Source organism: Dyadobacter sp. CY347, assembly GCF_021502655.1.
GTDB lineage: Bacteria > Bacteroidota > Bacteroidia > Cytophagales > Spirosomataceae > Dyadobacter.
On sequence record NZ_JAKFFT010000002.1, the window covers coordinates 661,028 to 679,610 of the forward strand.

The 18,583-nt window shown below is 43.8% G+C and carries 19 protein-coding genes; 14 read left to right on the forward strand and 5 right to left on the reverse strand.

Annotated elements, in window-relative coordinates:
* Positions 1 to 394 precede the first annotated feature (394 nt).
* The 5 genes from L0659_RS03565 (at position 395) to L0659_RS03585 (ending at position 4,453) form a co-directional block, all read left to right on the forward strand.
* Positions 395 to 2,365 (forward strand): T9SS type A sorting domain-containing protein, encoded by a 1,971-nt coding sequence (locus L0659_RS03565; protein ID WP_235124248.1) that lies wholly within the window; start codon positions 395 to 397, stop codon positions 2,363 to 2,365.
* Between the two features lie 170 nt (positions 2,366 to 2,535).
* Complete coding sequence (locus tag L0659_RS03570) at positions 2,536 to 3,036, forward strand: hypothetical protein (protein ID WP_235124249.1); 501 nt, start codon at positions 2,536 to 2,538, stop codon at positions 3,034 to 3,036.
* Between the two features lie 101 nt (positions 3,037 to 3,137).
* On the forward strand, positions 3,138 to 3,506 hold the full coding sequence (locus tag L0659_RS03575; RefSeq protein ID WP_235124250.1) for a hypothetical protein: 369 nt from the start codon (positions 3,138 to 3,140) through the stop codon (positions 3,504 to 3,506).
* 165 nt (positions 3,507 to 3,671) lie between these two features.
* Positions 3,672 to 3,866: a hypothetical protein gene (locus L0659_RS03580; RefSeq protein WP_235124251.1), complete on the forward strand. Its 195-nt coding sequence runs from the start codon at positions 3,672 to 3,674 to the stop codon at positions 3,864 to 3,866.
* 404 nt (positions 3,867 to 4,270) lie between these two features.
* Positions 4,271 to 4,453 carry a hypothetical protein gene (locus L0659_RS03585; protein WP_235124252.1) on the forward strand — a complete coding sequence of 61 codons (183 nt, stop codon included), beginning with the start codon at positions 4,271 to 4,273 and terminating at the stop codon, positions 4,451 to 4,453.
* Here L0659_RS03585 and L0659_RS03590 read toward each other — a convergent pair.
* From L0659_RS03590 to L0659_RS03605, 4 genes are all read right to left on the reverse strand, one after another.
* Positions 4,447 to 5,718: a replication-associated recombination protein A gene (locus tag L0659_RS03590; RefSeq protein ID WP_235124253.1), complete on the reverse strand. Its 1,272-nt coding sequence runs from the start codon at positions 5,716 to 5,718 to the stop codon at positions 4,447 to 4,449. The two genes, L0659_RS03585 and L0659_RS03590, sit on opposite strands and share 7 nt — an antisense overlap.
* A 102-nt stretch (positions 5,719 to 5,820) precedes the next feature.
* Positions 5,821 to 6,402 (reverse strand): RNA polymerase sigma factor, encoded by a 582-nt coding sequence (locus tag L0659_RS03595; protein ID WP_026631654.1) that lies wholly within the window; start codon positions 6,400 to 6,402, stop codon positions 5,821 to 5,823.
* Positions 6,403 to 6,564: 162 nt separating this feature from the next.
* Positions 6,565 to 8,223 (reverse strand): adenine deaminase, encoded by a 1,659-nt coding sequence (gene ade / locus L0659_RS03600; RefSeq protein WP_235124254.1) that lies wholly within the window; start codon positions 8,221 to 8,223, stop codon positions 6,565 to 6,567.
* Positions 8,220 to 9,119: an AraC family transcriptional regulator gene (locus tag L0659_RS03605; protein ID WP_235124255.1), complete on the reverse strand. Its 900-nt coding sequence runs from the start codon at positions 9,117 to 9,119 to the stop codon at positions 8,220 to 8,222. The genes ade and L0659_RS03605 overlap by 4 nt, the downstream gene beginning before the upstream one ends.
* Before the next feature lie 157 nt (positions 9,120 to 9,276).
* On the opposite strand from L0659_RS03605, the gene L0659_RS03610 reads away from it, so the two are divergent.
* From L0659_RS03610 to L0659_RS03640, 7 genes are all read left to right on the forward strand, one after another.
* Entirely contained in the window at positions 9,277 to 10,929 is a 1,653-nt protein-coding gene (locus L0659_RS03610; RefSeq protein ID WP_235124257.1) for a UxaA family hydrolase, read from the forward strand.
* 406 nt (positions 10,930 to 11,335) lie between these two features.
* The gene (locus L0659_RS03615; RefSeq protein ID WP_235124259.1) at positions 11,336 to 12,109 is read left to right on the forward strand and encodes an SDR family NAD(P)-dependent oxidoreductase; all 774 of its coding nucleotides are present in this window, start codon (positions 11,336 to 11,338) and stop codon (positions 12,107 to 12,109) included.
* An 85-nt stretch (positions 12,110 to 12,194) separates the two neighbouring features.
* Positions 12,195 to 13,058: a fumarylacetoacetate hydrolase family protein gene (locus L0659_RS03620; protein WP_235124260.1), complete on the forward strand. Its 864-nt coding sequence runs from the start codon at positions 12,195 to 12,197 to the stop codon at positions 13,056 to 13,058.
* Between the two features lies 1 nt (position 13,059).
* Complete coding sequence (locus L0659_RS03625; RefSeq protein WP_235124261.1) at positions 13,060 to 13,890, forward strand: amidohydrolase; 831 nt, start codon at positions 13,060 to 13,062, stop codon at positions 13,888 to 13,890.
* Positions 13,891 to 13,894: 4 nt separating this feature from the next.
* Positions 13,895 to 14,227, forward strand: coding sequence for an L-rhamnose mutarotase (locus L0659_RS03630; RefSeq protein ID WP_235124262.1), 333 nt, complete (start codon positions 13,895 to 13,897; stop codon positions 14,225 to 14,227).
* Positions 14,228 to 14,267: 40 nt separating this feature from the next.
* Positions 14,268 to 15,050 (forward strand): endonuclease/exonuclease/phosphatase family protein, encoded by a 783-nt coding sequence (locus L0659_RS03635; RefSeq protein ID WP_235124263.1) that lies wholly within the window; start codon positions 14,268 to 14,270, stop codon positions 15,048 to 15,050.
* Between the two features lie 2 nt (positions 15,051 to 15,052).
* Positions 15,053 to 15,829, forward strand: a complete 777-nt coding sequence (locus L0659_RS03640) for a (Fe-S)-binding protein (protein WP_235124264.1) — start codon at positions 15,053 to 15,055, stop codon at positions 15,827 to 15,829.
* A 96-nt stretch (positions 15,830 to 15,925) separates the two neighbouring features.
* Here the strand turns inward: L0659_RS03640 and L0659_RS03645 are convergent, their stop codons facing one another.
* On the reverse strand, positions 15,926 to 16,318 hold the full coding sequence (locus L0659_RS03645) for a hypothetical protein (protein WP_235124265.1): 393 nt from the start codon (positions 16,316 to 16,318) through the stop codon (positions 15,926 to 15,928).
* 242 nt (positions 16,319 to 16,560) lie between these two features.
* Between L0659_RS03645 and L0659_RS03650 the strand changes: the two genes are divergently transcribed.
* Both L0659_RS03650 and L0659_RS03655 read left to right on the forward strand, forming a co-directional pair.
* Positions 16,561 to 17,937 carry a lactate utilization protein B gene (locus tag L0659_RS03650; protein WP_235124266.1) on the forward strand — a complete coding sequence of 459 codons (1,377 nt, stop codon included), beginning with the start codon at positions 16,561 to 16,563 and terminating at the stop codon, positions 17,935 to 17,937.
* A gap of 40 nt (positions 17,938 to 17,977) precedes the next feature.
* The gene (locus L0659_RS03655; RefSeq protein ID WP_235124267.1) at positions 17,978 to 18,529 is read left to right on the forward strand and encodes an LUD domain-containing protein; all 552 of its coding nucleotides are present in this window, start codon (positions 17,978 to 17,980) and stop codon (positions 18,527 to 18,529) included.
* Positions 18,530 to 18,583: the final 54 nt, after the last annotated feature.

Genomic DNA, 18,583 nt, shown 5'->3' on the forward strand with positions numbered 1-18,583 from the left:
CATAGTAATATTATGCGGGTATTTTTTGTGCTTTTAATAGATACATTTGCAAATAACTACTATTTGGAAGAAGTATTAGTGGCTATTTTATAACAAACTACTACTATAATCACCAACAGTTACTTTCAATTTATCATCAACCTTAAAACCATTTAATGAGCTAAACTTTACATCTACAGAGTAAGAATCCCAAAGTCCTGATACCAACTTCCAGCAATGTCTCTGGAAGGCCTCCACGATACAAATAAATCCCGGAAACGTCGGCCCTTGGGCCGCTGCACACTATTTCCATAGCGTCTCAACGCCCCTTTATTCACATAACGGTTTATAATCACTATCTAAATTTTTTACTACTATGAAAATTTCTATCCGTCAACTAATTAGAAAATTGGCCATGAAAGGTTCACGTTCAACCTTAGGTCTACTCATGATTTTCTCGCTGCTTGCGCAGGGTGCCTTTGCGCAGCAATATGCGAGTAGTGCAACATTTACACCAACCAACGAGCTCACCGCCACCGCCACAGCCACAACTCCGGAAAATGCAGCTGGCGGACCCGGCGGAGGTGTAGCTAGAATGAGGGTTCAAGGTTTGACTGTTACCACTGGGCTTCCTCCGCTTGAAGTTACTGTTGCCGTCTCCAGTAAGGGAACGCTAAACTTAGTTTTCAATCCTGGCATAGCAGCAGGCATTACAACATATGTTCGGATCACTGATCTTGAAACCTCTATTATTGGTGTTGATCTTGACCAGCTGGTAGGACTACTAGGCCTCCTGAATACGAATGCACTGACTGCAACTTCCGACGGTGGAGCAACAACGTCAAAACTGGTAAGAGATCCTTCCGGAGCATTGTTCCTGGCGGTAAAGCCTACTAGTGCGTACACGATGGTTAGTGTAACATACGATTTTGAGAAAATAGCTAATGTAGCAGTTGGCAATGCAACAATAGACATTGATCATGCTGTTGCTTATACAACCACTACTTTTACGCCATGTGAGTCTGTACCAAGTTTTACAAACGCTGCCGCTGAAACCGATGGTGTAACCGTAACGCTTGCAAACGCCTTAATTAATCCAGAGGATGCAATTGATGGTGACATGGCTACATACTCGGTATTAAAGTCTGCTGAGGCAAGCGTGCTTGCTGATGTATCTCAGGTGATTCGCTTTACAAAAACGCTACCTGGTACTACCCAAATTGTTGCAACGCTTTCGAAGATCGGGTTATTGGCAGACGCAACCGTATTGACGGACATCACGATTCAGGCGAGATTAGGAAATGCAAGAGTTGGGACAGCTCAGACGCTGCAAAGTCTTCTCTTAGGCGTCACATTGCTAGATTTCAATGGTTCACAGCCCGCTACAATTGCATTCGCTCCTAATTTTGCTTTTGATGGAGTGGAAATTACAGTGGGAGGCGTTCTAACCGCGCTGAACAGCCTTAACATCCATGAGGTTAGTGCGCGCACACCCATTACATTTACAGGTGGCGATCTGGGTACGTTCCGGACAAATAAAATCATTGATATTGACTTGGATGATGCGTTATCGTTTAGTTTTGACTCAAATTATCCAACCATCCCTGCCCAGCCCGGATTTGACATCGAGTGTGGCGTTTTTGGTGACTACACGTACACACTTTCAGGTGTTACGCTCGTTAACGCAAGAACAACAGCTGGTTCACTGCCTAGCACATTAAGTTTATCATCAACCGGGCGCTTGGTAGGTGGCACCAGCGAAAGTCAGGTAGGCGTTTATTTCTTTGATGTTCAGGCAACAAATGCATTTGGACAAACTGCTGTAACCACTTTTAAAATTGCTATTGAATCAGCATTACCAGTGACCCTCGTAAGCTTCAAAGCAGCGGCCGAAGGATCAACGACTTCTTTATCATGGTCTACTGCTTCGGAAACGAATAGTGATCGTTTTGACATTGAGCGCAGCCAGAACGGTAAGAAGTGGGATAAGATCGGTTCTGTGAAATCAAACCATGAGAGTGTTACGCAACAGTTCTATTCTTTCCAGGATGCGAAACCTTTGGATGGACAAAACCTTTACAGACTGAAAATGGTGGATCTGGATGAGACTTTTGCTTACAGCCATATCGAAAATGTATCATTTGCAAGCACTGCATTCCTGTATCCAAACCCTGTTCGCAACGCTGAAAATCTGAACCTTAACCTGACCGACTGGTCTAATGTTAAGCAGGTAAAAGTAGTTAACGCCTTGGGCAAAACAGTATTTGAAGCATCGAACGCACTGAGCACAGGTATCAGCACAAGAAACCTGAGCTCCGGCTCATACGTGGTGCAGGTTATCCATAATAATGGTACAATTGCTACACACAGATTTGTAAGACAATAGTCCTGTTCAACACGATACACATACAAACCGCTGGGCAAAACCAGCGGTTTGTTTTTGTTTGTAGCACTATCTTGTCAAAAAAGGACCACATGAATAAAATTGCAGCGGCGGATCGGTATATTTGCGTATAACACCATCACAAAAATCCCAAGAACGTTAACAAAACATATATGGCAGGAAGAAGAGGCAAAAAAGCCAAGTTCAAGAAGTTCTTTATTCCTTTTTTAAAATGGGTTAGCGCCATAGTTCCCGTTTGCGCATTCATTTACATCCTCTACTACTACAAACAATTTGATTTCCTCAAAGAAAAACCTGTTGTTAAATCCAAAACAGAAGTGATCAGCCAGGCAGACTCGCTTAGCGCCATAGGTTCACAAAGCAGGGAAAAGCTGATCAGTAAAATAAAAATCCTCGAAAACGAATGGCATTCCGTAGGTGGGATCGCCATTCACAGCATGATTATTGAAAACACCTCTGCCTCGCCGATCAAGAACATTGAAGTAGAATTCAAATATCTGTCGGATACGCAGGCAGTGATCACTTCCAAAATTGTAACGATCAAGACGCCACTGCCGGCCAAAAAGGCTACAAAGGTTTCCGGGATCAGTGTTGGTTATGTCAACAATTCTGTTGTAGGCTGTGATACAAAGGTCGTTAACGCCGCCATCTGAAACTTTTTCCTGGTTTTTCTGTATGCCGGAATGTCTTAATAAATCAAAATAAGGCATGATTTTAATTTATTAAGCAGAAACGATTTACTAACATTAAAATCATGGCAGACCACGACTCGACGATGCAGGATCTATACAAGATCCAGGATTTCCTCTTTCAGTACGAAGGCATCGGCAAGAGGCCGGAGTATGATGAAAATCAACAAGTATATCTGAAAGTGCTCAGGCTCCTGGCAGATGCCAAGGGGCTGCATTTTATCAGCAAAGAATTGAGTGACCCGGAAACCACATTCGAAAGTACATTGAACCGGTGGAACCCCGTGCTGACCTTCCTCATTACGGACGCGCTGTCGCAGCTCGAACCAGACAAGAAACACAAGCTTTTCTCGAAGCAGATTTCCGAAATGACGGGCTATGAATTCCGTGAGTATCTGGGTTATTTGAAGGAGGAAAACCTGTTGAAAAGCTGAAAATAGCGGCTGATATTCCACACTTTTCGCCACTTAACTGCTTGCAATTCTACAAGTTTACTAAATGTTAGCCATCAGATGGCGGACAACGAGGAACAAGCATCTGGTACGATTATTTTTCATTTCCAGTCAAGATATCAGCAACCTGACTAACAACTGGAAACTATGACACAGCTACTTCAAAGTATATACGCAATCGGACCATATTTGTTTATTGTTTTACTGATAGGCGCAACTTTTTGCGGCGTGTGGCTGATTACCCAGTTGAAGAAATCGCCAGGTGATGATCGTTATAGCGTTGCAGACAACATGTTTCTGAAACGCAATGCAGCCAGACTCAGAAAAGTAGAATGGCACTGAGCACTTCCTGACTGACAAACTATTCTTGCTAACACCACATATCTGAATGCACAGTCTGGCTGTGCATTTTTTGTTTTTAGTTGGGCACAAAAAAACATCCCAAATACAGGGTATCCGGGATGTCTGATTTTACTCAACGTTATTTGATAATCAGTTGTCTGATTATCAACACAAACTTAACGAATTCTTTACTTAAAACATTATCTTTTTAGCCGGAAAAAGTAGAATTAAACGATAGTTTCGCAGATTTTAATGTTGGCCGGAGATTTTCGGACAAGATGGGGTCATTTAGGTTAATGTTTGCTTATAAAAATGGATAATGTTTCTGATATTTGGTCGATAAAAACCATCTTTGCGTAATTTGAAACATCTGTCTTTTAGTATTGCATTCTGCATCTCAGTGTATGAAAAAGATCAAACCGATATCTGACGAAACCAATGCTCTCCGGGAAAAAGAGACTGATGAAAATCTCGAAAAAATGGCGAAAAAGCTAACCAGGGAGTGGAATAAGCCACAAAGAGTGGATAAAATCCCTGATTTATCGTTTTCGAAATTTGAAGAAAAGCTGAAAAACAAGGATCAGTAACCATACCAATCTCCCCACCAGTGCTGCAATTTTTTGCGGATTTCTTCTTCCCTTGCATTCAATCCAGGTTCAAAAACTTTCTTGCCTTTCAGCTCATCCGGCATGAAGTTCTGCTTGGCAAAGTTGCCTTCAAATTCATGGGAATATTTGTACTCTTTTCCATAGCCAATTTGCTTCATCAGCTTGGTAGGTGCATTGCGCAAATGCAGTGGAACGGGTAAATGTGCCGTGTTTTTAGCCAGCTCAATCGCGGCGCCGATGGCCATATAACTGGCATTGCTCTTCGGAGAAGTTGCGAGATAAATCGCTACTTGTGAGAGGATTATGCGACATTCGGGATAACCGATCACATTCACGGCCTGCATGCAAGCATTGGCCATGATCATTGCCGTAGGGTTTGCATTTCCAATGTCTTCGGAGGCCATAATCAGCATTCTGCGAGCGATGAAAGACGGATCTTCGCCAGCCACAATCATCCGCGCCATCCAGTAAACCGCGCCGTTTGGATCGCTTCCTCTTAATGATTTGATAAAAGCAGAAATGATATCATAATGTTGCTCGCCGGACTTGTCGTAGCGCGCAATGTTCTGTTGCGCCACTTCGGTTACCCATTCATCGTTGATTACAATGTCCTTTTCCTCGCCTTTTCCTAAAATAACAAGTTCAAGAAGATTAAGCAGTTTTCGTCCGTCACCACCGGAAAGACGCATCAGTGCATCATAGGACTCAAAAGTGACATTCTTCTCCTTCAAAAACTGATCTTTTGCAAGCGCTCTTTCAATGAGTTGTTTCAATTCTTTTTCACCAAAAGCTTCCAGAATGTAAATCTGGCTTCTGGATAATAATGCGGAATTGATCTCAAAAGAAGGATTTTCTGTCGTCGCACCGATCAATGTTACCTGGCCTTTTTCAACCGCGCCCAACAATGCGTCCTGCTGGCTTTTGTTATAACGGTGAATCTCATCAATAAACAAGATCGCCGGAAACAAGCCAGATGGTCGAGCCAAAACTTCCCGTAAATCCTTTACGCCTGAACTGATTGCGCTCAGATTATAAAATTGTCTTTTCGTAGTTTCGGCAATGAGTAATGCCAATGTTGTTTTTCCAACGCCGGGCGGTCCCCAGAAAATCATCGAAGGAATTGTATTTTGTAAAATTGCCCTGCGCAACGGGCCATTCGGACCCAGTAATTTTTCCTGGCCTACAAAATCATCCAGGGTGCGTGGGCGAAGACGTTCAGCTAGTGGCGTGGAGTTCAGCGACATTCAAATGGTCTTATTTCAGTTTGTTAGTGATCGTAAATATTTAACAAAAAAAGCGTGGCTTAGTTCGCCACGCTTTTTTCCAAAGATGTTTTTAAAGAAATATCAGAAGGTCAGTCTGTCCAGCGTCATTTGCTTTTTCAGGTTGCCTAATGCACCAAAAACCAGGTTATAAACAGATTGAATGTTGATTTTCATCAGATCTGCAATTTCGTGGTTGTTCAGATTCATGTAAAATTTCAAAAAGATAGCCTCGCGCTGACGGCGTGGGAGCCCGTTGATCGCTACGTTTAAATGTTGATTGGTTGATTCAAATTCTTCTTCGGAGATCAGGTGATTCTCGTGAGAAGGCGTGTTGATATGCCAGTATTCAACCGGAATATCTTCGTTGCTTGTATGCTTTTGCTGCGCATTCAAATGGCGAACCAGCTTTCTCTTGATCGACGCCATAAGATAAAACCGAACGGAAGTGGTGTCACCCAGCGTCATTCGGTTTTTCCAGAGTTCAACAAATAAATCGTGAATGCAGTCTTTAATCAGTGGTTTGTCAATCGTAAATTGTGAGCAATACTGGTAAAGAATGTGAACGTAAGAGCGGTACAGGCATGCGTAAGCATTTTCATCGCCTTTTCTGAACTGATCCCAAAAACAGAGTTCTTCTTCTTGCTTGTAGCGTAGGTGAGCCATTGTTTGGAAAGGATTTTGATTGGGGTTAGGAATTGATCGTTGTAATAAGGGTCATTATTACACTTGTAAATATATTTATAAAAAAACGTATTAAAAAAATATTTTCGCCAGAAAATTCTATTTCAAAGGTTAATGTTACTATTTCGTTAAATATGTAACCATTTAAAGACTTACCGGCACGAATTTGAAGTTTTCGCCGTCAAACAGTCCCTTATCACTCAATTTCAACCTTGGGATCACCAGCAGCGCCATAAATGAAAGCGTCATGAATGGAGATTGCAACGTGGACAGTAATTCTTCCTTTACAAAATTGTCAAGGAATGTATAGGCAGCCGCAATTTCATAACCGTCCGAATCCGTCATAATTCCTGCGATCGGCAGCGGAATTAAATGCGTCTTCCCGTTCCCTACGGCCGAGATTCCACCTTTCGCTTCGATAATCACATTCACGGCCATGGCTATACTTTCATCATCGCAACCCACACATATAATGTTGTGAGAATCATGCGCAACCGACGAAGCAATGGCGCCTTTTTTCAGTCCGAAATTTTTGATAAATGCGATCGCCGGGCGGCCAGCTGCGGGGCGATCAGAGGAATTAGCATTTTCATAACGGTTAATCACAGTAATTTTCAAAATGTCATTGTCCGGATCAGCCGAAATTACATCATTCTGCACATTTGCATTTGCAATGATTTCATTCGTAATCAGTTGACCTTCCAATGCTTCAATGACCCTTATTTGCGGCTCAGATTTATTTTCATTTTTATAAATAAAATCGGCTGCTGTTTTGGGCTCGCAAACAAACCGGTTCGGATGTGCGCTCTGCAAATTTGGGATTAGTGAAATGGAATCTTTGGCTACAAGCGCACCATTGATCCATGTTTCTTTTACATTAAAGTCACTTAAATTATCAATAATAATCAAGTCCGCAGGATCATTTTCACGAAGCAGCCCAACCGGCAAACTGTAATGTAAAACGGGGTTAATGCACGCTGCAAACAAAATGTTCCAAATGTCGTAACCATGTGCTAATGCTCTTTTTACCAACACATTAATGTGCCCGGCAACGAGATTATCGGGATGCTTGTCATCCGAGCAGAACATGATCATTTCGGGAAACTCAGCAATAAGCGGGATTAGGGCTTCAAAATTTCTGGCAGCGCTGCCTTCGCGGATCAGGATCTTAACTCCGTAATCAATTTTTTCTCGGGCTTCATCATAAGTAAAGCATTCATGATCAGTGGTGATGCCGTGAGAAGCATATTTTCGGGCCGCTTCACCGCGAAGTCCAGGTGCGTGGCCATCGACCACCTTACTATAATGCTTAGCCCAATTGATCTTCGCCATCATATCCGGATCTTCGTTGATGACGCCTGGGAAATTCATGACCTCTGCCAGATAACCAATGTCATCAATAGCAAGCAACTGCCCAACCTGATCGGCGTCAATCACAGCACCAGCAGTCTCAAAAACTGTCGCAGGAACACATGAAGGCGCGCCAAAACAAAACTTGAACGGCACGCGTTTGCCGTCAGTGATCATAAATTCAACGCCTTCTACTCCCAGCACATTCCCGATTTCATGCGGATCAGAAACCGTGGAAACCGTTCCGTGCACAACCGCAAGCCGGGCAAATTGTGCAGGCGTGAGCATTGAGCTCTCTATATGTACGTGCGCGTCCGTGAAGCCGGGCATGGCGTAAGGCAATGATGGATTTTCCGGACCCGTAATGTTGATTTTCTTTATAATGCCATCCGCTATGTGCAGTTCTGCTTCGGAAATGGTTTTTTCAAAAATATTGACAACGTTGATTTTCATGCGACTTCGAGATTAGGCAAGTGAACGGCAATTTTTCGGAATTCCTTTTGATAGGCCAAAGGACTCTTGCCGGTGTGGATTTTGAAATATTTATTAAAATTGGCAAAGTTGTTGAAACCGCTTTCAAAGCAGATTTGCGCAACGGGCAACTTGGTTTCGGACAACAATTTACAAGCATGCCCGATCCTAAGTTCCAGCAAGAACTGTGAGTAAGTTTTCCGGCTCCGGCTTTTAAAATAGCGGCAAAACGAATGTGGACTGATGTTCGCGATCTCCGAAATCTCTTCAATAGAGATCTTCTTCTGAAAGTTGCTGATCGAATATTGATAGATCTGATTAATGCGATCGGTGTCAAACTGGTCATATTCTTCCTGATAATGTGTGTTGGACAATGTTTTCTTTTCAGAACAATGTGCCAGGTTTTCAAGAATTTGCAAAAGCGAAATCACCGCATTCCCGCTTTTTTGGTCCAATAATTCTTGCAAAAGCGTCTTTACATTTTCCGTCCCTTCACCCAATAGTTTCATCCCAAACCTGGCTTTGAGCAGTAATTCACGAATGGCTTTATTTTCAGGCAAGTCTAGAAATGCGTTGCCAAAAAGGTCTAGCGAAAAGTGCACGACTGTGGCCTGTGCGTACAACTGACTTTCACGCTGGAAATATTTTTCGTCACAGCGCCAGTAATGGGGAAGGTTAGGACCTATCAATAGCAGGTCGCCGCTTTGGAAATTTTGAATGTTGTCGCCCACGAACTGTGTGCCCGAACCTTGCTCAATGTGAATGAGCTCCAATTCGGGGTGGTAATGCCAGCGGTTGTAAAAGTAAAGGACCACATCGCGCCGGATACTGAACGATTTTTGCAGGCCTTTGGGGACTTTCAGTAATTGCGGTTTCACAAATAATTACAAAAAGAAGCTATTAACAAGTTATTTATGCCAATATAGTTGAAAACTTTGCTAGTATTCCGAATCAATGTATTGAAATATTTCAGTTCATTTGTTGATAAATTCTATTTATCATACCCTACCATTAAAAACCAATTTAAAGCATACTATGGCGTCACAGCTTTTAAAAATACATCCTTCTGATAATGTGATCGTTGCATTACGCGATCTGCCGGTGAATGCCGACGTGGCATGGGCGGGCAGTCATTATTCGCTTCCTTATGGCGTTTCGGCCAAGCATAAGTTTGTAACAGAGGACATTGAGACGGGTGGCGCTATCATTATGTACGGCGTGCTGGTGGGCCGCGCATCGCAACCCATCAGGAAGGGTGAGCCGATCACGACATTCAATCTAAAACACGATTCACAAGATTACAGCACGGCCCATCGCCAGCCTTATTCCTATATTCAACCCGATGTCAGCAAATGGCAGGGGAGGACTTTTAAAGGATATCACCGCGAAGACGGCCGTGTAGGCACATATAATTACTGGCTTGTTGTGCCATTGGTATTTTGCGAAAATCGCAATGTGCTGATTATGAAGGACGCATTCGAGCGAGAGCTAGGTTATGCGCAAACAGACATTTATAGAGAGCATGTCAGGGATTTCCTGCATTTATATCAAAGCGGCGATTTGCGCACCATCAAAAGCATGGAAGCATTCACCGAGCGTGAGCCTGTAAGAAGAAAACAAGAACGTCCGTTCAAAAATGTGGACGGCATTAAATTCCTTACGCACGAAGGTGGCTGCGGCGGCACAAGAACGGACGCAAACACGCTTTGCGCACTTTTTGCATCTTATGCCGTGCATCCTAATGTAGCCGGAATTACAGTTCTAAGCTTAGGTTGCCAAAATTCAGAGTTGAAAACATTGGAAGATGAGATCAAAAAACGCGATCCGCATTTCAACAAACCATTCTTCGCATTTGAGCATCAAAAAGGCACGGAATATTCATTAATGTCCGGCGCCATCAAGGAAACATTCATGGGTGTTGCCAAAATCAATGAGTTCGAAAGAAGCGACGCGCCTTTGTCTAAACTTTCCGTTGGGCTCAAATGCGGCGGCTCGGATGGGTTTTCCGGGATTTCGGCCAATCCGGTTCTCGGACATTTATCAGACATTGTAGTTGGATTGGGCGGACAAACATTATTAGCTGAATTCCCAGAGCTGAATGGTGTTGAACAAGAGCTTATTAACCGTTGCGTAACAGAAGAAAAAGCTGCAAAATTTGAAAAACTAATGCGGGATTATGCTGGTAAGGCAGAAGCAGTTGGTTCTGCTTTCGCATTCAATCCTTCGCCCGGAAACATTAAAGACGGACTCATCACGGATGCAATCAAATCCGCCGGAGCGGCTCGGAAAGGTGGTAATGCCTATATTTCGGACGTGCTTAATTATACGGAAAGGGCCACGGAATCAGGACTTCAATTGGTTTGCACGCCGGGAAATGATGTGGAGGCAACGACCGGACAAACAGCGGCAGGCGCCAACGTTATCCTTTTTACAACAGGATTAGGCACGCCAACAGGCAATCCAATTTGCCCGGTTGCGAAAGTAGCAACCAACACAACATTAGCCAACCGCATGCCGGATGTAATCGACTTCGATTGCGGTCCAGTTGTGGATGGCGCTCAAAGCCTGGAACAAAATGCCGAAGCATTGCTGGAATATGTCATCCGCGTTGCAAGTGGCGAGCTAACCAAAGCCCAGCAACTAGGACAAGATGATTTCATACCTTGGAAGAGGGGAGTTTCTTTATAATTCTCTTTCTTTTGAATTCATAGAAAAGATAAAATTGAAAAATATTTAAATATCTCCAATATCTCATTTATCCCCGGGTTGAAACCCGGGGCAATGAGGATGGATTTGGAATTTCAATCTTTTAATTTTTTTGCTAAAACCGGGTTGAAACCCGGGGAATGTTGATCGATAAGAACTTAGAATTTAGAATTAGTAAAGTCATTCGTCTAGACTTTGTTGCTACATGCGACAATGCTGATAAAAAACAATCAAAAATCAAAAACATCATTGCCCCGGGTTTCAACCCGGGGATCCAGGGATTAAGGAAGAACTGAGTAATAATATTGATTGAAAAAAATATCAGCACAAATAATTCAAGTAAGGGCAAGGATGTAGGCTCTTTTGTTTCAATAACATTAAAAATTTCATGTTTGATTTAAGCGGAAAAACAGCATTGGTTACTGGAGGAGCAAGCGGAATTGGCTTGGCAATCTCTCAAACTTTTGCAAAACAGGGCGCATTCGTCCATATTCTTGAACTCAATTTCGACCTGGCCAATCAGGTTGTCAATCAGATAGTTGCAGATGGCGGACAAGCCGAGGCGCATGCGGTTGACATTTCAAAACAAGCAGATGTGGTGAATGTCATCAATGCCATTGCAACCAATCATACGATCAACATTCTGGTTAATAATGCTGGAATCGCGCACATTGGAAAGGCTGATAACACGGCGGAAATTGATTTTGACCGGGTGATTAATGTCAATGTAAAAGGCGTTTACAATTGCTTGATGGCTACGATTCCGCATTTAAAAACCAATGGCGGCGGCGTGATTTTGAACATGGCATCTATTGCAGCCACAGTAGGCATTCCGGATCGTTTTGCTTATTCTACGGCCAAGGGCGCGGTTTATTCCATGACATTATCGGTTGCACGTGATTATTTGGCGGATGGCATTCGTTGCAACAGCATTTCGCCTGCACGCGTGCATACGCCGTTTGTGGATGGATTTATTTCAAAAAATTATCCGGGACAAGAAGAAGAGATGTTTGAAAAATTGTCCAAAACGCAGCCCATCGGCAGAATGGCCAAACCCGAAGAAATCGGCGCAATGGCATTATATCTCTGCTCAGACGAGGCCGGATTTATCACAGGCTGCGATTATCTGATCGACGGTGGGTTTGAAAAATTGAATAACTAGAGGCTGTCAGCTTCAAAAAATATAGGCGTAGAATTTATCATATAAAATAGGCGGAAAGCGGATTGCTGAAAGCCGAAATCAACTTATGAAACTTTTTCGATTTGGTGCTTTTGAGCAGGAAAAACCGGGTGTAGAACTTCCCGATGGTAAAAAACTGGATGTGTCTGCATTTGGTGAAGATTACAATGAGAAATTTTTTGCAACCGACGGCTTAACCCGCCTTTCCGAATGGCTGAATTCGAATGCGGACAGTTGCCAGGAAGTGGAAGAAGGTTTCCGTTACGGCTCCTGCGTGGCGCGTCCGTCCAAAATCGTGTGCATAGGAATGAATTATGCCAAACACGCTTACGAATCAGGCGCGACGGAATTGCCAAAAGAGCCGATCGTTTTCTTTAAATCCACGTCTGCACTTTGCGGACCTAACGACCAGGTGATCATCCCAAGGAATTCTGAAAAGACGGATTGGGAAGTGGAACTCGCTGTAATTATTGGAAAAAGAGCAAGTTACGTTGAAGAAGCAAACGCGTTGAATTATGTAGCCGGATATGCAGTGCATAATGATTATTCCGAACGCGCATTTCAAATGGAGCGTGGCGGACAGTGGGTGAAAGGCAAGAGCAATGACACATTTGCGCCGTTGGGACCTTATTTGGTGACAGCCGATGAAGTTGGCAATGCGAATGATCTTGAACTTTGGCTGACATTGAATGGCAAAAAAATCCAGGACAGCAGCACTTCGGATATGATTTTCCAGGTTCCGTTTTTAATCAGTTACCTCAGCCAGTTTATGACATTGCTGCCGGGCGATATGATCACGACCGGAACGCCTGCTGGTGTGGGCTTGGGCATGAAGCCGCAGGTTTATCTCAAAGCTGGAGATGTTGTGGAATTAGGAATAGAAAAACTTGGCGCACAAAAACAAGAAGCCGTAGCCTGGAAACCACTTTAATATGGTCATTGATTCGCATCAGCATTTTTGGGTTTTTGACGAGGAACGTGATTCTTGGATTACGCCGGAAATGCAGGTTATCCGAAAGAATTTTTTGCCGGAAGACTTGAAACCGGTTTTAAAAGAGAACCGCGTGGATGGCTGTGTCGCCGTACAAGCTTCGCAATCCAAGTCAGAAACGGATTTCTTGTTACAACTTGCGGAGGCCAATGATTTTATCAAAGGCGTTGTCGGTTGGGTGGATTTGCAAGCGGACAATTTATACGATCAGCTTGAAAAATACTCGCAATTTGAGAAGCTAAGAGGGTTTCGGCACGTTGTGCAGGGTGAGGCAGAGGGATTTATGTTGCAGCCTGCCTTTATAAAAGGTGTTGGCCAGCTTGTTGCATTTGATTTTACATATGATATTCTGATTCGTCATGATCAGTTGAAAGAAGCGTTCAATTTTGCTGTAAGGCTTCCTAATGTGCATTTTGTCCTCGACCACATTGCAAAACCTTTGATCAAAAATGGAGAAATGCAGCCCTGGGCAACGGATATTAGAAACCTTGCTGAGCTTTCCAATGTCAGCTGCAAAGTCTCTGGAATGGTGACTGAGGCAGATTGGAAAAACTGGGAAAAAGCTGATTTCAGGCCTTACCTGGACGTTGTCTTCGAAGCATTCGGAACGGAGCGGCTTTTATATGGCTCTGATTGGCCGGTTTGTCTCGTCGCTGCTGAATATGAAGGCGCTAAGGGCATTCTGACAGATTATCTGAGCATGTTTTCAGATTCGGAATTGCAGCAAGTGATGGGTAAAAATGCAGTGGATTTTTACAGTCTTGATATATAATTTTATGAAAAAATACTGTCTTGCGGTGGATCTGGTGAATGATCCGGTTATGATTGCGGAATATGAGCAATATCACAAAAAAGCCAGACCGGAAATTGAAAAGAGCATCCTGGACGCAGGAATCACCCAAATGGAGATTTATCGGATCGGAGAGCGCCTTTTCATGATCATGGAGACAGAAGACGATTTTAGTTTTGAAAATAAAGCCCAGATGGACGCTGCGAATGCGCAGGTTCAGGAATGGGAACAGTTGATGTGGAAGTATCAAAAAGCACTTCCATCCGCCAAACCAGGCGAAAAATGGGTGTTAATGGATAAAATATTTGCCCTCCGATAAGAATAAGGAAAGATTTGTGACTTAGCGTTCTAAAAAAGGTTTGAGTAAATTAATTTATCTATTACTAATTGCCAGTTTGTCTTGCACATTGCTTTCCTCCCGGCCGCGCAAGCCTGTGGAAATCAAAGTGATGAGCTTTAACATCCGTCATGGGCTGAACCGGAGCGAGGAGTCGAACCTAAGGGATATCCTGAGAATCATTAACGAGCATAAACCGGATCTGATCGCTTTGCAAGCGGTTGATAGCCTGTTAGGCGACGGAAAAGTCCAGTTTCAGCTCCGGCAAATTGCTGTTCAAACCGGAATGCATTATTTATATGGGGTCGCGGACAAGTCTGAGAACGGCTCGCAGGGTGTAGGGATCTTATCAACCTGGGAATTCGAAAAGACGCAGACCATTGATTTGCCGAAAACGGCCGGTGCGGACCCGAAAGTGCTTTTATGCGGATTGGTAAAACCAGCCAGGGGACTCACTTTCCGGTTTTGTAATGCACGGTTGGAATATGCCTCGGTGATGGACAGGGCTTTGCAGGCCGCCTACATTAATCAAATGCTGGTAAACAGCGTTCAGCCCGTTTTATTAGGCATGGATATGGGTGCCCGACCGAATGAACAGCCTTACTTTTCTTTCCGGAAAAACTGGCAGGACGCAGCCCAGGGATCACAGCTCGAAACCTGGAACGAAGGCCTGCCCGGCGACCGGCTCGACTATATTTTTGCACTGCTGAATAATAAGGTAAGGATCCGGAATTACAAGGTAATCAGGAATTACCCGCAGGTTTCAGACCATTATCCCATACTTGCCACCATTGAATTTTGGTAAAAATGAATTACTCGGATTTGAAAATCGGATTGTTTATTCCCTGTTATGTCGATCAGTTTTACCCGCAAGTGGGCATAGCCACGCTCGAACTGCTTGAAAAACTGGGTTGTACAGTCACGTTTCCTTTAAGGCAGACTTGCTGCGGACAGCCCATGGCCAACTCGGGATTTGAACATTTGACAAAGGATTGCGATCGTTTGTTTTATAATCAATTCGCTGATTGTGATTATGTTGTGTCGCCGTCGGGAAGTTGTGTGTTGCATATTAAGGAACATTTGAAGGTGGAAAACAAGCCCGATGAGTCCAAGATTTTGCGGAAGAAGGTTTACGAGCTGGTGGAGTTCATTGTGGATGTTTTGAAAGTCGATTTCATTGAAGCGGAGTTTCCGCATCGGGTCGGGTTACACCAGGGATGTCACGGTCAGCGCGGGTTGCATTTGTCCCAAATGTCAGAACTGAATGCAGCGCCGTTTTCGAAACCTGTTTCGCTTTTGAAAAATGTGAAAGGTTTGGAACTGGTTGATTTGGATAGGACAGATGAATGCTGCGGATTTGGCGGGACTTTTTGTGTGAGTGAAGAGGCAGTTTCCGTGAAAATGGGCAAGGACCGTGTTGCAGACCACATTCGTCATCATGCGGAATACATTACAGGCTCCGATATGAGCTGCCTTTTGCACTTGGAAGGGATATTGAAAAGAAGCAAAAGCAATGTTCAGGTAAAGCACATTGCCGAAATTCTGAACAGCGCCGTAAAAAAACAAATACCGGTCCCCGCATAGGAACCGGCATTTTACAAAGTTTTAGTAGGAGGTGCTCCGCGCAATACTCCGCAAGGAAGACGCTGCGAGGGTCGAAATTTGAGAAGCGCTTTGTTGTTAGTTGATAGAAGAAACAACGCGGCTGGTTGTAGTCAGAATATCAAACGATTGTGTAGCCTTCTCTTTACCGTCCGTGATTTCGAATGTGTAAGTGCCATCCATCAGGGTCGATAAATCGAAATATTTCAAATAGCTGTTGTCAACGCGTCTGCTTTCTGAGAAAAGAACATTTTTATCAGTATCCAAAATGCGAACTGCTACATTTTTCGAAACTGGATTATTATATGAAACGCGGAATTGCATTGGTTTGATCTGAAGAACTGTCAGTTTGTTAGAAACCGTTTCAGTTTTTTCAGTTGCGATGTTGGTCTGTGCATTTACAGTCAATGCTGAACCTGATAGAAGCAAGCCAGTCAAGGCTGCGATGAGAAGCGTGTTTTTAGTTTTCATAAGAGTGAAAATTTAATTGTGTCTAAAAAAAGTTAAACTAAACTTGTTTCAAACTCCGATGCCCTGATCGAATAACTTTGTAATTCAAAAGTATAAGATATTGCATTACAATAAAATAGCTTTTTTTGGTTAAGTATAAAGTTGTTTATTAAACAAATAGCAAACTTGGAATAGTGCAACGAATGTGAAAAGTACAATTCTTATTCTTTATAAAATACTATTATCAAATTGTTAAGGAAACTATGTCTAAGGCGGTAATTGAGCATTCGGTGGCTTCGGAGACCTTCAACAAGGACGAACCATATGTAGATTGGCATGATGAAACGCTCTGGTTTGTGCGTCAGAAGCGGGATAAATCTTCGAAATTACTGCCTGAGTGGGAGCAATTGAGAGAAGTAGCGTCCGGGATCAAGAACTATGTGCTTTCGCATATGGATGACCTGCTCATTGCTTTTGAAAACAAAGCAAAGGAAAATGGCGTCCATGTCCATTGGGCCGCTGACGCCGCCGAGCATAATGAGATCGTGCTCAACCTTTTGAGGCAGAACAACATTGACAAAATGGTCAAAAGCAAATCCATGCTGACCGAAGAGTGTCATATGAATGAGTTTTTGTCTAAAAACGGAATCGAAGTCATTGATACCGACTTAGGCGAGCGGATTGTGCAGCTGAGGAATGAGCCGCCCAGCCACATTGTGCTTCCCGCCATACATTTAAAAAAGAAAGACATTGGCGACCTTTTCCATGAACATTTGGGAACAGAAGCCGGCGCAACGGACCCGCAATATCTCACCGAAGCAGCGAGACAACATTTGCGTGACAAATTTTTAACAAGAAGAGCAGCATTAACCGGCGTAAACTTTGCCATCGCAGAAACGGGCGGTTTCGTAGTTTCTACCAATGAAGGAAATGCGGATATGGGCGCACATTTGGCCGACATTCACATTGCCAGCATGGGTTTTGAAAAAATAATCCCGACCCAGAAAGATCTCGCGGTTTTCCTGAGGCTCCTCGCAAGAAGCGCCACCGGCCAGCCAATCACGACTTACAGCAGCCATTTTAAAAAGCCGCGTGAAGGCCAGGAAATGCACATGATCATTGTAGATAACGGCCGCACGACCCAGCTTGGACGGGCAGATTTCAGAAATTCACTGAAATGCATCCGCTGCGGTGCCTGCATGAACACTTGCCCGGTTTACCGGAGAAGCGGCGGACATAGTTACCATAATGCTGTTGCAGGGCCGATCGGATCGATTCTTGCGCCGAATCTGGATATGACTAAAAATGCGGATCTGCCTTTTGCGAGCACATTATGCGGCAGTTGTTCCAATGTCTGCCCTGTTAAGATTGACATTCATGACCAGTTATATAAATGGCGTCAGGTTTTGGTGAAAGGCGGTCATGTGCCTCAGGCGAAGGAAATTGGGATCAAGGCCATGTCGGTCGTTTTGTCGCAGCCGAGATTTTACCAATGGTCGGGCCGGTTAGGACGCTCCCTGATGCGGACGATTCCTTTTGTAGTGAACAATGGAATGAATCCGTGGTTTAAACAGCGCGAAATGCCCGAACCACCCAAAGAGAGCTTCCGCGACTGGTATATCCGTAATCGAAAAGAATAGTAAAATGACGTCCCGGGAAAGAATATTGCAGCAAATAAAATTGAATAAACCCGCCGAAACGCAGCTTCCGGAAATCACGCGTTTTGACAGTTTATATGAAAATACGGAAGAAAAATTCATAGAAACGCTCACCGCAGTCTACACCGAGGTGATCGTGGTGAAGGATTATACTGCATTGACGCAAAAGGCAGATGAACTGTACGCTTCCGTGGTGAACCGCGCAACGACTATTCCTGCACTGGCAAACTGGGCGGATTTCAGTTTGAACAACCCCGATCCGCACGCATTGGAATTGATCGAAATTGCAATATTACACGCAGAATTCGGTGTGGCCGAGAACGGAGCGATCTGGATTTCGGATGCACATTTATCACATCGTGCACTGCCTTTCATTACGCAAAACCTCGCTTTCGTCATTCCGCGTCATGCACTTGTAAACAACATGCACGACGCATACGAACGCTTAACCGAAACAACGGGATGGGGCTGTTTTATTTCCGGTCCTTCCAAAACGGCTGATATCGAGCAATCGCTCGTCATCGGCGCACATGGCGCGCGAAGTTTGGTTATCTTTCTGCTGGAAGAAGCCTGATATGCAGGGGATGATGTTTTAGCAGGAGGAAAAATTTCTTGAAAAAGGCTTCCA

Bases quoted from the DNA above. Each gene is read 5' to 3' on its own strand.
- L0659_RS03565 (WP_235124248.1), top strand. From the start codon at position 395: ATGAAAGGTTCACGTTCAACCTTAGGTCTACTCATGATTTTCTCGCTG.
- L0659_RS03570 (WP_235124249.1), top strand. From the start codon at position 2,536: ATGGCAGGAAGAAGAGGCAAAAAAGCCAAGTTCAAGAAGTTCTTTATT.
- L0659_RS03575 (WP_235124250.1), top strand. From the start codon at position 3,138: ATGGCAGACCACGACTCGACGATGCAGGATCTATACAAGATCCAGGAT.
- L0659_RS03580 (WP_235124251.1), top strand. From the start codon at position 3,672: ATGACACAGCTACTTCAAAGTATATACGCAATCGGACCATATTTGTTT.
- L0659_RS03585 (WP_235124252.1), top strand. From the start codon at position 4,271: ATGAAAAAGATCAAACCGATATCTGACGAAACCAATGCTCTCCGGGAA.
- L0659_RS03590 (WP_235124253.1), bottom strand. From the start codon at position 5,718: ATGTCGCTGAACTCCACGCCACTAGCTGAACGTCTTCGCCCACGCACC.
- L0659_RS03595 (WP_026631654.1), bottom strand. From the start codon at position 6,402: ATGGCTCACCTACGCTACAAGCAAGAAGAAGAACTCTGTTTTTGGGAT.
- ade (WP_235124254.1), bottom strand. From the start codon at position 8,223: ATGAAAATCAACGTTGTCAATATTTTTGAAAAAACCATTTCCGAAGCA.
- L0659_RS03610 (WP_235124257.1), top strand. From the start codon at position 9,277: ATGGCGTCACAGCTTTTAAAAATACATCCTTCTGATAATGTGATCGTT.
- L0659_RS03615 (WP_235124259.1), top strand. From the start codon at position 11,336: ATGTTTGATTTAAGCGGAAAAACAGCATTGGTTACTGGAGGAGCAAGC.
- L0659_RS03620 (WP_235124260.1), top strand. From the start codon at position 12,195: ATGAAACTTTTTCGATTTGGTGCTTTTGAGCAGGAAAAACCGGGTGTA.
- L0659_RS03625 (WP_235124261.1), top strand. From the start codon at position 13,060: ATGGTCATTGATTCGCATCAGCATTTTTGGGTTTTTGACGAGGAACGT.
- L0659_RS03630 (WP_235124262.1), top strand. From the start codon at position 13,895: ATGAAAAAATACTGTCTTGCGGTGGATCTGGTGAATGATCCGGTTATG.
- L0659_RS03640 (WP_235124264.1), top strand. From the start codon at position 15,053: ATGAATTACTCGGATTTGAAAATCGGATTGTTTATTCCCTGTTATGTC.
- L0659_RS03645 (WP_235124265.1), bottom strand. From the start codon at position 16,318: ATGAAAACTAAAAACACGCTTCTCATCGCAGCCTTGACTGGCTTGCTT.
- L0659_RS03650 (WP_235124266.1), top strand. From the start codon at position 16,561: ATGTCTAAGGCGGTAATTGAGCATTCGGTGGCTTCGGAGACCTTCAAC.